The organism is Bradyrhizobium diazoefficiens USDA 110 (assembly GCF_000011365.1).
Taxonomy (GTDB): domain Bacteria; phylum Pseudomonadota; class Alphaproteobacteria; order Rhizobiales; family Xanthobacteraceae; genus Bradyrhizobium; species Bradyrhizobium diazoefficiens.
In genome coordinates this window covers 55342-66774 of sequence record NC_004463.1, presented here as the reverse complement: position 1 = coordinate 66774, position 11433 = coordinate 55342, and the positions used below count along the sequence as shown (strand labels likewise).

Here is an 11433-nt window from a genome sequence, read left to right as displayed (position 1 = left end):
CCGGCTGACTGCTAACCTATGCGCAGTTGTAGTAAAGAGCGCGTGCCATGCTTACTTTGCAGCAGATGGAAGAGGTAAGGGTTCGCCTAGCGCAGCAACTGATATTCTACATGCCCGTTAAGCTGTTTCCTATTGCGCAGAAATTAGCGTTTCCGATTCTTTTAGAGTTCACACGACTAGTGGATTTTAGGAATCTGGAAATTCCACCAGAGAAGATCAAAATTACTGACTTGATCTACGAAGACAGGCTTCCGTCAGTGTTCGAGTCGTTTATCGCTCGGCGGTTTTCCGAGGGGAATAAGCAAGCGGAGTTGCGAGTAGCGGGAATCATTACACCAGATCACAAGATCGTCCTGGCAGATCGTAAAACGGCAGAGGGATTTCTAATAAAGGCAAACTCAGCGGTTTGGTATGAAATTGTAGCAAGCCTGCAATCGGATTGGAGCCAAGCGTATTCACTTTCTGCGACGCGTTGGGAAGAGATCGTCGCTGGTGCCTTCGATAAAGCGGGGTTCGACGAGGTGACATTAACGCCACGCTCAGGGGATCACGGACGGGATGTCATAGCTGTTCGAAGGGGGTTGGTTGCATCAAGATCATAGGATCGGTGAAGGCGTATAAGCCGAGGAACGAGGTTTCATATGATGACATTCGTGCATTGCTGGGCGTACTCAGCGGGGAGCAGAATGCCTCTAAGGGAATCCTGACTACAACGTCGGACTTTCCGCCAAGGCTAATATCTGATCCGTTCATAACTCCCTTTCTGCCGACGCGTCTCGAATTGATGAACGGTGACAGCCTTCAAAAGTGGCTTGGTGGCCTCCTGAAAAAATAGGCTTCTCCCGTTCGGATACATGCCTCTACGAGAGAGGGCTTGGGTCCGGACTTAATTGATCCACCAGGTAATCGCAGCGGCGAGGAGGATTGCGGACAGGAAGATGTCCGCGCGCTTGTCGCATCGGGTTTAGGGAATATCGAAGGTCCGTATGAACCCGTGCGATCGATTGTTGTCGTAGAGCCGGAGGGAAAGATCCGATTTGGGCATCCAGACGCGGCCGACCTCGACCGCCAGGGAGGCGGGAAGCGCGGGAAAAACATGCAGCAGCGTTCCCTCGCCATGCCGAGCCTTGATGCGGTCGTAGAGCCGTCGGAGTTCGCGCCGAAATGCGGCCTGATCGTCAGCTCGCCGCAAGACGTCGTTGTGAGGTTGATCCGCGCAGAGCGACCAGATCGCGGCTTCGTCGCCGAGAACCGCCTGGAGTCGCGCGTCGGTCACGGTAGCGCTGACACCGAGCTTTAGCGCGACCGAGCCTGACAGCCCGATATCCGGTTCGGTGACCTGGAATGTGATCGGGGGGCCATCGGACGCCCATCGCCAACTCGCGGGTTCGCGATGCCTTTGATGAACGACGGCCGGAACGATATCGCAGAGCAGCCGGCCAAGCTCGATCAGCAGCGGCTGCGGTGCGAGTGCGAATACGCTTAGATGCCTAATCTCCTGTCGCTCTACGCGGCCTCGCACCTTCGCTTCGAACTGGCGTCTCAGGTTCTCGCGCTGGACCGTCCAATAGGCAGGCTCGTTGTCTCGAAACGCACAGCCTACCATTTCAAGATCCAACCTCTGGCCGCTGGCTGGGTGGCGGTCGGGCGGCATCGCCGAAAAGATCGCCTGCGTCGATACAAGCGCCTCGTTGTCACAAATGCTCGCCCCAAACCTGATGACGTGAGATGCCCGGTCTTCGTCGATGCCGGCAACGATCGCGATCCGGCCCTCGTGCTCGGCTTTCATAGTTAGCAGAACAGATTCCGGATGATCGGCGACGGCGTCAAGATCGATCAGCTTGTGATGTCGGGCGCACATCAACATTAGATTTTCCAGACTACGCGCGAGCTGAGTCGACCGGATCGGATCGCCGCGCGGGCCGCCTTCGACGTCAGCCACGATGTGTGCGATGAAGCCGAAGATCCCGTCTTGCCGCCCGGCCACCAGGTCGCCGACCAAATCAGTATTGCATCCACGATATTGGCAGCGGCCAGCAGCCCGCGCCCACAGCGCCGATTGGACCTTTTGCGGAATGCTGCTCTTAGACACCGACGCCACCTGCTACGACGTGGCGGCCGCTCGCTGTCCATTGACCCGTTGCGCGCCAGCCCTCGTAAGCGGCAAGCCACTCGATCACCCAGGGCACAGTTGTCTGCGAGAGGCTGTCGAACGGCGACCAATCGTCGGAATCGGGATCGAGCATGCATAGCGTCACTTCGCCATCCGAACCGTAGTACACGTGAGGGAGCCTACCCTCCGGGTCGCCCGGACGGTGCCGTAACGGCGGTGACAAGACTTTGACGCGTGGCTGGAGAATGCGCACGTCGAGCCGTTCGATCACCAGCGGCGCTCGATAAGTGATCTCGACCTGAAACGTCTGAAGCAAAGGCCGGAGAGGGCCCTGCCACGCCGCGATTGCGCCGTGGCGGCCGATGAGTTTCAAGTTCGGCCACAAGGAAGCCATGTCAGTGATCTGGGCGTCGACCGTCATCACCACTTATCGGCGCTCTCCCATGTTGGTGTGTGCGCGAGCCGCGACTGGCGCCAGGCTGGTCGCCGCGCCGATGATCGCCGGCGCGGCGGGAACGAACAGGCCGCCGGAGCGCGTATAACCATGCTGCCGTGATTGAACTTGGCGCCCGAGCCGCTGGTTGAAAGCTTTGACAGAACGCGTGACGACCCGGTCCCCGAACTGCCCGCGCAACCACTCCTGCAAGTCCTCCAGCTGCACGTCGCCGGTGCGGGCGGCTTCGAGCCCGTTAGCGAGGGTGTGCAGGTGGCGAGAATAGGTTGTCTGTTGCAGCTGAGATTCTGGCCAACGGTCGGTGAAACGCTCGACCGGAAATTCGGGGTTGGGCACGACCAGGAGCTGGCCGCGCTTCGCGGCGTCGTCGATCGCGCGGGCCGTCCAGCGCGCCTGCCGGATCAGCATTTCCGCAAGCCTCATGCCCGGACGGGCGGCATGGCCGGCATGGCACGACAACATCACCGATGGCGGGATCCGGCCCGTCTCGGTCGCGTAGGCGATGTTGCGGTGCCGCTTGATTAGCTGCAGCGCGACCGTCGTCACGCTCTTGATGATGAGCGGCGTTTGCGGCGGAACGTCCTCGACGTCCGCTGCGGCGAAGGCGATTCCGGCCTGTTCGTACAGCTGACGATTCAGCGCCAGCGCGAACCGCTCCTCGGTAGGCGTTCGGGCGCAATACCACTTCCCGAAGGCATATGAGTTCATCGGCACATAGCGCGCCGGGTCGCTGCGAGTCCCCTTCTTCGCATGCGGGATCTCGCCTTCCTTCTCCTTCGGCGCCCGCCGCCGCGACGGCGTAATGTCAAGATGCATGCCGTCGGCGTAGTAGAGCGTGATGCACCGAGTTTGGCGCACGACCTTGCTTACCGGGTAGCTCTCGAGTGCGGCTTCCAGGTCATCCAGCAGCGCCTCGGGACCGAGGTCGGGGCCTTCGATCTCGGCGACGATATCGAGATCGTACTCGTCGTCCGTGCCGCGGGTCGACGTGGTTGCGTCGATTGCCATGGAGCCCTGGGGATAGAAGCAGGCGACCCTGCCTTCGAGCGGACTACCGGGTCGTTCGATGTAGCGTCGGACCGCCTCATATCGCTCGACCGCCTTGGCATGCAGGCCGGGCGGAAGCTGAATATTGATGGCAAGCTCGGCGAGTACCGCGTCCAGCGGGTCGGCAAAGGGATCATCAGGCCGATCATCGCGGCGCAGGGACGGAAAATTCGACATCGATATTGGTCCTCTTCTTTGAATGACCTCCGCGCGCCGATCCGACCGGATCGCCCTGGTGAGCGATCCGTTGGGTTATCCTTTCGGCGGGAAGGGATCGTTTCCGTAGGAGTTGGCGTCGCGAATGCGGCCATCGGGACGGTGGATGACGACTTCGCCGTGCTCGCGAAGCGCAGTGCTACGCGCCGCCTCCGTCGCCTCGGCTTGGGTGTGATGGGTGGACCCCACCCGCAACGCCCCCTCACGTCGGGTTGCCCAACCTGATTCGTGCGGCACGACATGAATGCGCTTCGACATCTCGGTTCCTTCGCCTCGTCGGTGAGCGTCGCGCTCTCCGGCGGGATATGGATTCCTGAGATTGGCCAATATGTCAAGTAATGATCACACTAGTAAGTTTGTAATAAGCACATAATGTTTGCGGGATTGACATTATGCCCGAAGCAGCGCAAACATCGGCGATGGCGGGCAATCCGGTCTATATAGCGTTCGGCAACGCGGTCTCGACGCGGCGCAAGGCTCTTTCGCTGACCCAGGCCCAGTTGGCGAGCAAAGTTAAGATGTCTCGCGCGTCGATCGCCAACATCGAGAGCGGCCGGCAGAACATATTGCTGCACCATGTCTATGCCCTCGCCACCGCGCTTGATTTCGCGAAGGTCGCCGACCTGCTGCCGCCAATGCCGCATAAGTCCATCGGGGAGGAATTGAAGATGACGCTGGTCAATGAGAAGCTTTCGAAGGAGTCGCTGTCCGAGAACGCGGGCGCCCAGGTCGCTGATTTGATCAGCAGCGCGCTCGCGCCACGCCGCGGCTCTAAGGTCGGATCGTGAGGGACGCTGATCCAGGTCGAGCGCGCGAAGCTGCGCGCTCGATCCTTCGGGAGTTCGGCGTTTCAGCGCCGCCCGTCCCTGTCGAACGCATCATTAAATCGCGCAAGATCGTCCTTCAGTACGCACCGCTGGAGGAGGATCTTTCGGGCATGGCCTATATCAAGGACGGCATCGGCATCATCGGCGTCAATGCGCTACATCATCCCAACCGCCAGCGTTTTTCCGCCGCCCATGAACTCGCCCATCATGTGCTGCACGACGAAGACATCAGACAAGCCGTTCACGTCGACAAGGGGATACGCGTTCTCTTCCGAGATGATATCTCAGCGCTCGGAACCGAACCGATAGAGATCGAAGCCAACGCCTTCGCCTCAGAGCTGTTGATCCCCGGCGACCTCTTAGCCGCCGTCTTGGAAGGCGGTGGTGTGGATCTCGAGGACGAGGCAGCGATTGAGGGTCTCGCGCGCCGGTTTAGGGTAAGCCCGGCGGCGATGCGTTTCCGGTTGACTCGTTGGTAGCACACCCATGAGCTTCGTCTTTTTCGACACCGAGACGACGGGGCTTAAGCGTGGCTTCGATCAGATTCTCCACTTCGCCGCTGTTCGCACCGATGAAAACCTGAACGAGGTGGCTCGGTTCGAGACGCGCTCGCGCCTTCAGCCACATGTGCTTCCCCATCCTTCGGCGCTTCGGACGAACGGATTGCCGATCGAGTCGTTGACTGATTCCAGCCTGCCGTCGCACTACACCATGGTAGGAGATATTCGCCGGACCTTGATTTCCTGGAGCCCTGCGGTTTTCGTCGGCTTCAACTCCATCCGCTTCGACGAGGAGATGCTGCGCCACGCCCTCTTCCAGTGCCTATATCCGGCATATCTGACAAGTAATCATCGAAACTGCCGCGCCGATGCGCTCAGTCTGGTGATGGCCGCCGATGCCGTGTCGCCTGCGCAACTAGTTGTGCCGGTCAGCGAAGAAGGGCGGCGGACATTTCGCTTGCAACAGTTGGCGGCGGCAAATGGCGTCGCACATGCTCGGGCACACGACGCGATGTCCGATGTGCTTGCGACGCTCGAACTGAGCCGATTGGTCTATCGAAGGTCTCCGGAGTTGTGGCAGCGCTTCGTGCGCTTCTCGAACAAAGCGACCGTCGCGGATTTCATTGAGGTCGAAGACGGCTTCGTGTTGACCGAGTTTTTCGGCGGCCAAGCTTATCATACGTCGGTCGTCTGCATCGGCAGGGATCCCGATCAGGCCAATGGCCGGCTTTGCTTGAGTCTCAACGAAGACATGGGCCGGCTTGCCGCGATGAGCGATCTCGAACTGCAAGTTCATCTGACGCAGAAGCCAAGTCCGATTCGTCGCTTCAGGATCAATGCCGCGCCCACGCTGACGGCGTTCTACGACGCTCCCGAGCATATGCTGGATGGCGGTTCGATGGGCGCCACCGGAGACCGGGCCTGTCTCATGAAGGCGGACACTGGTCTGTGCGCGCGGCTTGTGGCTGCTTACATGGCTGCGCGCGAGCCCTACGCATTATCTCCGCACCTCGAAGAGCGCATCTATAGCGGCTTTCCCGGTCCTGCTGATGAGGCACGCATTGCCGCGTTCCACGATGCGCGATGGGAGGACCGCCTCGCGATCGTCCAGGGCATGGAGGACGAGCGACTGCGCTGGTTCGGGCTCCGGTTGATCTATTTCGAAGCGCGCTCGGTTCTCCCCGAACCTACTCGATTGGAGGTCGAGCGCTACTTGACCGATCAGATGACAGGCGACGGTTCGGGCTGCCTCACCATCGATCAGGCGATGGCAGAGACGGAAAGGGTGCTTGGCGAGTTCGCCAGTCCAGATGATCTTCTGATCCAATATCGCACGTATCTGCAGGATCGACTGGCGCGGCTTGAGGCCTATCGGACACGGCTGATTGCCTGAACCGACCGGTTCGGAGCGCTCAACTCAACGTCGCCTTCTCTGCGCTGAGTATTTGGTCACGGACGGAGTGCCGCGAGGACATGGCGTCAGTGTTGAGCCGACTTATGATGAAAGCGGTGGTCTGACGGTGCACCGCTGAACAGGGGAAACGCAGCGCGGTTCGCGATTTTAGCTCCCTATCATTCCGAGCACAGCAACCGAGTCGTTGTCTCGAGCGTGCCAGCGGATTGAGTCATCATATTAGAGCGCGATTTTGTTTTTCTCAAGCTAGCTCACGTTCAGTTCTTTCGACGCACTACAAATCACCAGATTTCCCCGATCCCATGCGTCAAGCTCGTCCACCGGGTATAAGACGGCTTTGCCGATCTTGATGTATGCAGGCCCAGTTCGCATTGCGCGCCAATTCCGCAGCGTACCCACGGAGACCTCGCCACGGTATCGTGCAGACACTTCCTCCGGTGTCAGGAATTTGGACTCCGTCATTCGTCTTCTCCATCACTCCGCCGCACGAAACGTCACGGTCGAGATGACTGAGATGTTGGCACCCAGAATGACGGAAGAAAACGATATTCTCGATGACCCCGCATAGCTCGCGTCAAACGCGAGCGAGTTAACGCGTCAGCCTGCGTTGATAGCCGCAAGATAGCGTAACGGAGCGTAGCAAAAATACTTGCGGCTCTCGGCCGCAGGTACACTGACCAATCGCGAAGATCGGAAGGTCGTCCTTGTAGGAAGTGTCTTTGGTTAGAAATGCCTTGAGCTGATCGTCTCCCAACCCGTATCCGTTGTCTTTGCAGGAAACGATCATGGACTCTCGGTCGTCGAGCATGTCAGCTCGAATAAATTAGACGTCGATTTCAACCAGCATGTCCGTTTCAGAGGCGTCTTCGTGCTTGCGGATAAGGAATGAGTCGGTCGCATTTGAGATCGGTTCCTCAAAAACGACATACAGGTTCGAGCTGATCTTCGTATTCTTGATGCTGCCCCTGATATCGAACGTCATTTTCGTTTCAATCGCTGACGTTGTGGTCTGTGGAGGATCGTTCTGCCGGTGTGTGGGACGTCAAGTCAAGCTGTCGTATGAAAATGGCGAAAGCACCCGCCAGTTGGCTCCGATGTTCAGTTCCCCTTGTTTGCGCGCGCACTAACTTTCCGAGCTGGTCCATCGGGTTACGCAGCCTGTTGCTCCGATGATATGGCGAATTCCGGCGGTGCGCCTTTGAGGGGAAAGCCTTCCCCCTGGTCGGCGCCGCGGTCGCCGACGCACCCCCTTCTGCGGGGAGACCCCGCAACGCCCCCATTAGAGTGAGAGGACGGATCGGCTTCGCCGTGACGGGTTGATGATCGGAGGAGAGGCCTCCGGCGCCCGTCATGGAGATTGTCCCATGACCCAAGCAGAAGTTTTGATCGCTGCCCACGACTGCGCCGGCGGCTACAAGGTGGATGTGAGTCGCGGCGAGCGCATCGGCCGCGTTTCATCCGAATGGTTCTCGCGGCCGGCGGACGAACGCTATCTGTCCTTGTCGGATCTCTACTCCGCCGTGCGCAGCCGGAGCGAGCGCAGCCGGACCCGAACGGTCGAGAGCACCGCGATCCGAGTGGAGGCCAACCGCGACGATGCCGAGCGCCTGACGCTGATGCTACCCGGTTGCGACGCGCCGATCGCGCCGACTCATTGGAGCTTCGGTCAACTTGCCAGCTTGGTCGGAGCGCCGGCGGCTTACCTCCGTCAGCTTCCGGCACCGCTCGCTGGCATCAACCTGCAGTTCGGCCTCAGCTTTCATCGAGCCGAGCAGATAAAAACGCTTGAGGTGCAGGGCAGTCGCCTCGAGCTTCGCGCCGCGACGGGTCCGGAATATGGGCGTATATTTGACCACGAACTCGTGGCAGCTGTTCAGCGCATCGCCGGCAATGGCACGGGTGACACGCGCTGGAAGGTCCCAGGCGTGCTTGATTGGTCGACTGGCGTTTACAACCCGCGCGTCGACATCACCCAGGATACGACGACGCTCTACGCCTCCGATCGCGATGTCTTCCTGTTTCTGGTCGACGACCTCAATCCGATCGAGGCCGGCCGGCTGCCCGACGGCTTGCCGGACCTCTACTTCCGCGGCTTCTACTGCTGGAATTCCGAGGTGGGCGCGAAGACGCTCGGCATAGCGAGCTTCTATCTTCGCGCCGTCTGTCAGAATCGGAATTTGTGGGGTGTTCAGGATTTCGAGGAGATCACCATCCGCCATTCGAAATACGCCGCGACGCGCTTCGCCCATGAGGCGGCGCCGGCGCTGACACGCTTCGCGAACTCTTCGCCGATGCCCTTCGTCAACGGCATCAAATCGGCGCGGGAGCGGATCGTCGCCCGGACCGACGAGGACCGCAGCGAGTTTCTGCGCAAGGGCGGCTTCTCCAAGACCGAGACGGCGAAGATCATCGACACAGTTCTGTCCGAGGAAGGCCGGAAGCCCGAGAGCGTGTTTGATTTCGTCCAGGGCATCACAGCCGTCGCGCGCGACAAGACTCATCAGGACGCACGACTCGACATGGAGGCACGGGCGAAGAAGCTGCTCGACCGCGCGGCCTGATTCCCGGACAACCGGAGATACGGAACGGTGCTTTTCCGGTTCCGAGGCTTTCCGTCTTTCCTGTTCGTTGGCTTTGCGACGCCGCCCTCCAAAGTGAGAGGGCGGCGCTGCGCTTCGTGACGAGTTGATGTCGAGAGAGAGGCTCTCGGCGCCCGTCGCGGAGTATCATCCCATGGCGACTACCGTTCGCAAGATCACCCTTTCGCCCTCGCGCGATATCCCCTTCAACAGGCTCGTGCTGAGTCAGTCGAACGTCCGGCGCGTGAAGGCCGGCGTCTCGATCGAGGAGCTAGCAGAGGACATCGCCCGCCGGGGCCTTCTGCAGGGCCTCAGTGTCCGGCCCGTCGTCGACCAGGTCGGCGCCGAGACCGGCGTGTTCGAGATCCCGGCTGGCGGCCGGCGCTACCGCGCGCTGGAGCTGCTCGTCAAGCAGAAGCGCCTCGCCAAGACCGCCCCGGTGCCCTGCGTCGTCCGCGATAGCGGCATCGCTGAGGAAGACTCGCTCGCCGAGAACGTCCAGCGCGCTCCGCTTCATCCGCTCGACCAGTTCCGGGCATTCCTGGCGCTGCGCGAAAAGGGCCAGTCGGAGGAGGAGATCGCTGCCGCCTTCTTCGTCTCCGTCAACGTCGTCAAGCAACGCCTCAAGCTCGCGTCGGTTTCGCCGACGCTGCTCGACGTCTATGCGGAGGACGGCATGACGCTCGACCAGCTCATGGCCTTCGCTGTATCTGGCGACCACGAGCGTCAGGAAGTTGTGTTCGAGCGGCTGAAGGCGTCCCACGACAAGCAGCCCTACGTCATCCGCCGCATGCTGACAGAAGGCGCGGTCCGCGCTTCCGACAAGCGGGCGCTGTTCATCGGGGTTGACGCCTATACTGCCGCCGGTGGCACGGTGCTGCGAGATCTGTTTCAGGGCGACGATGGCGGCTGGATGCAGGATGTCGCGCTCGTCGACCAGATGGTGGCCGACAAGCTGAAGGCGGAATCCGAGACGATTGCCGCCGAGGGTTGGAAGTGGACCGAGGTCGCCCCCGATTTCGCTTACGGCCACGCTTTCGGTCTGCGACAACTTCGCGGCGAGATCGTCACCCTCACTGCCGAGGAGGAAGCGGCCCGCAACGCCTTGCAAGCAGAGTTCGATCAGCTGTCTGAGAAACACGCGGACGCCGATGAACTGCCCGACGAGGTCGACGAACGGTTGTCCGAGCTGGAAACAGCTTTGGAGGGGCTCGAGAGCCGGCCGGTTGTTTTCGACCCGGCCGAGATCGTGCGCGCAGGCGTCTTCGTCAGCATTGGCGCTGAAGGCGAGCTTCGTGTTGAGCGCGGCTACGTCCGGCCCGAAGACGAACCGTCGGCGGAGCCGGAGCCCGGTCTTGCTGAAGAAGATGGTGAGGCCGAACGGGCCAAGGCCGCGAGCTACGAAGGCGGCGAGCGCAACGTGTCGGTCGAGCCCGGCGCCGAGCAGGAGGAGGACGAGGGCCTTTCGCCCATCTCCGACCGGCTGATGACCGAGCTCACCACCCATCGGACACTCGGCCTGCGTCATGCCCTCGGTGAGCAGCCGCAGGTCGCCTTTCATGCGGCCCTGCATGCTCTGACATTGAAGACCTTCTACCACTACGGCTCGGATAGCTGCCTGGAGCTGGATCTGAAGAGCGTGAGTTTCGGCGCCCAGGCGCTCGGCCTGAACGACAGCGCCTTAGCCGAGGCGATCCGCGCTCGGCACGAGCGCTGGGCGAAGGCTTTGCCGAAGGAATCGGCCGACCTCTGGGACGCACTTCAGGCGTGGGACGGCGACAGCCAGGCGATGCTCTTTGCCCATGTCGTCAGCCTGTCGGTCAACGCCGTGCATGAACCCTGGAATCGGCGGCCGCGTGCGCTCGCTCACGCCGACCGTCTCGCCCGGGCTGTCGATCTCGACATGGCTGCGGCGGGGTGGAAACCGACCGTAGACAACTTCTTCGGTCGGGTGACGAAGACGCGAATCCTCCAGGCCGTGGTGGAGGCAAAAGGGCAGCGCGCCGCCGATCGGATCGAGCATCTGAAGAAGGGTGACATGGCTGCCGAGGCGCAGACCTTGCTCACCGACACGGCCTGGCTGCCCGAACCGCTTCGCACGCTGGGCCGAGCCATTGGCGACGAACCGGCGGTCGAATCTATAGTCGAGGAAACTCCAGAGCAGCCTAGCGAAAACAAACTGGAAGACGAAGAAGAGCGGACCGCCCACAATCAGCGAGCCGGTGAGCAGATTATGGCAGCCGAATAAGCCGTCGAGAGCAACAACAAGGTCCGCTGGCGACG

The 11433-nt window shown here is 60.9% G+C and carries 13 protein-coding genes; 7 read left to right on the top strand and 6 right to left on the bottom strand.

The features are described from left to right. The first annotated feature begins 47 nt into the window (after positions 1–47). Together BJA_RS00365 and BJA_RS43930 are read left to right on the top strand one after the other, a co-directional pair. The gene (locus BJA_RS00365) at positions 48–602 is read left to right on the top strand and encodes a restriction endonuclease (RefSeq protein ID WP_011082907.1); all 555 of its coding nucleotides are present in this window, start codon (positions 48–50) and stop codon (positions 600–602) included. Between the two features lie 5 nt (positions 603–607). Then, on the top strand, positions 608–835 hold the full coding sequence (locus BJA_RS43930) for a restriction endonuclease (protein WP_071908403.1): 228 nt from the start codon (positions 608–610) through the stop codon (positions 833–835). 129 nt (positions 836–964) lie between these two features. Here BJA_RS43930 and BJA_RS00355 read toward each other — a convergent pair whose 3' ends face one another. The 4 genes from BJA_RS00355 to BJA_RS00340 all read right to left on the bottom strand — a co-directional run bounded on the left by BJA_RS00355 (position 965) and on the right by BJA_RS00340 (position 4088). Beyond that, positions 965–2101, bottom strand: coding sequence for an SAVED domain-containing protein (locus tag BJA_RS00355; RefSeq protein ID WP_011082906.1), 1137 nt, complete (start codon positions 2099–2101; stop codon positions 965–967). Further along, positions 2085–2534: a hypothetical protein gene (locus BJA_RS00350; protein ID WP_202557271.1), complete on the bottom strand. Its 450-nt coding sequence runs from the start codon at positions 2532–2534 to the stop codon at positions 2085–2087. The genes BJA_RS00355 and BJA_RS00350 overlap by 17 nt, the downstream gene beginning before the upstream one ends. A 6-nt stretch (positions 2535–2540) precedes the next feature. Then, entirely contained in the window at positions 2541–3791 is a 1251-nt protein-coding gene (locus BJA_RS00345; protein WP_011082904.1) for a nucleotidyltransferase domain-containing protein, read from the bottom strand. A gap of 75 nt (positions 3792–3866) precedes the next feature. After that, the gene (locus BJA_RS00340; RefSeq protein ID WP_011082903.1) at positions 3867–4088 is read right to left on the bottom strand and encodes a DUF2188 domain-containing protein; all 222 of its coding nucleotides are present in this window, start codon (positions 4086–4088) and stop codon (positions 3867–3869) included. A gap of 134 nt (positions 4089–4222) precedes the next feature. Between BJA_RS00340 and BJA_RS00335 the strand changes: the two genes are divergently transcribed. From BJA_RS00335 to BJA_RS00325, 3 genes are read left to right on the top strand one after another with little or no spacing between them, the layout of a single operon-like run. Continuing rightward, positions 4223–4618: a helix-turn-helix transcriptional regulator gene (locus BJA_RS00335; RefSeq protein WP_011082902.1), complete on the top strand. Its 396-nt coding sequence runs from the start codon at positions 4223–4225 to the stop codon at positions 4616–4618. Beyond that, positions 4615–5136: an ImmA/IrrE family metallo-endopeptidase gene (locus BJA_RS00330; protein ID WP_011082901.1), complete on the top strand. Its 522-nt coding sequence runs from the start codon at positions 4615–4617 to the stop codon at positions 5134–5136. Before BJA_RS00335 ends, BJA_RS00330 begins: the two co-directional genes overlap by 4 nt. Before the next feature lie 7 nt (positions 5137–5143). Then, positions 5144–6550: an exodeoxyribonuclease I gene (locus BJA_RS00325; RefSeq protein ID WP_011082900.1), complete on the top strand. Its 1407-nt coding sequence runs from the start codon at positions 5144–5146 to the stop codon at positions 6548–6550. 267 nt (positions 6551–6817) lie between these two features. On the opposite strand, the gene BJA_RS00320 is transcribed toward BJA_RS00325, so the two are convergent. Both BJA_RS00320 and BJA_RS42165 read right to left on the bottom strand, forming a co-directional pair. After that, positions 6818–7033, bottom strand: coding sequence for a helix-turn-helix transcriptional regulator (locus tag BJA_RS00320; protein WP_011082899.1), 216 nt, complete (start codon positions 7031–7033; stop codon positions 6818–6820). Between the two features lie 361 nt (positions 7034–7394). Further along, positions 7395–7553 (bottom strand): hypothetical protein, encoded by a 159-nt coding sequence (locus tag BJA_RS42165; protein ID WP_016839828.1) that lies wholly within the window; start codon positions 7551–7553, stop codon positions 7395–7397. 382 nt (positions 7554–7935) lie between these two features. Here BJA_RS42165 and BJA_RS00310 point away from each other — a divergent pair, with 382 nt between their 5' ends. Together BJA_RS00310 and BJA_RS00305 are read left to right on the top strand one after the other, a co-directional pair. Continuing rightward, a complete protein-coding gene (locus BJA_RS00310) occupies positions 7936–9132 on the top strand; it encodes a hypothetical protein (protein ID WP_026192137.1) in 1197 nt (398 codons plus the stop codon). Positions 9133–9304: 172 nt separating this feature from the next. Then, a complete protein-coding gene (locus tag BJA_RS00305; RefSeq protein ID WP_014490278.1) occupies positions 9305–11398 on the top strand; it encodes a ParB/RepB/Spo0J family partition protein in 2094 nt (697 codons plus the stop codon). Positions 11399–11433 lie beyond the last annotated feature (35 nt).

What these genes read in the sequence shown, in the direction of transcription:
- BJA_RS00325 (WP_011082900.1), top strand. Translation starts at nt 5,144, where the DNA reads ATGAGCTTCGTCTTTTTCGACACCGAGACGACGGGGCTTAAGCGTGGC.
- BJA_RS00350 (WP_202557271.1), bottom strand. Translation starts at nt 2,534, where the DNA reads ATGACGGTCGACGCCCAGATCACTGACATGGCTTCCTTGTGGCCGAAC.
- BJA_RS00320 (WP_011082899.1), bottom strand. Translation starts at nt 7,033, where the DNA reads ATGACGGAGTCCAAATTCCTGACACCGGAGGAAGTGTCTGCACGATAC.
- BJA_RS00305 (WP_014490278.1), top strand. Translation starts at nt 9,305, where the DNA reads ATGGCGACTACCGTTCGCAAGATCACCCTTTCGCCCTCGCGCGATATC.
- BJA_RS00345 (WP_011082904.1), bottom strand. Translation starts at nt 3,791, where the DNA reads ATGTCGAATTTTCCGTCCCTGCGCCGCGATGATCGGCCTGATGATCCC.
- BJA_RS00365 (WP_011082907.1), top strand. Translation starts at nt 48, where the DNA reads ATGCTTACTTTGCAGCAGATGGAAGAGGTAAGGGTTCGCCTAGCGCAG.
- BJA_RS42165 (WP_016839828.1), bottom strand. Translation starts at nt 7,553, where the DNA reads ATGACGTTCGATATCAGGGGCAGCATCAAGAATACGAAGATCAGCTCG.
- BJA_RS00340 (WP_011082903.1), bottom strand. Translation starts at nt 4,088, where the DNA reads ATGTCGAAGCGCATTCATGTCGTGCCGCACGAATCAGGTTGGGCAACC.
- BJA_RS00310 (WP_026192137.1), top strand. Translation starts at nt 7,936, where the DNA reads ATGACCCAAGCAGAAGTTTTGATCGCTGCCCACGACTGCGCCGGCGGC.
- BJA_RS00335 (WP_011082902.1), top strand. Translation starts at nt 4,223, where the DNA reads ATGCCCGAAGCAGCGCAAACATCGGCGATGGCGGGCAATCCGGTCTAT.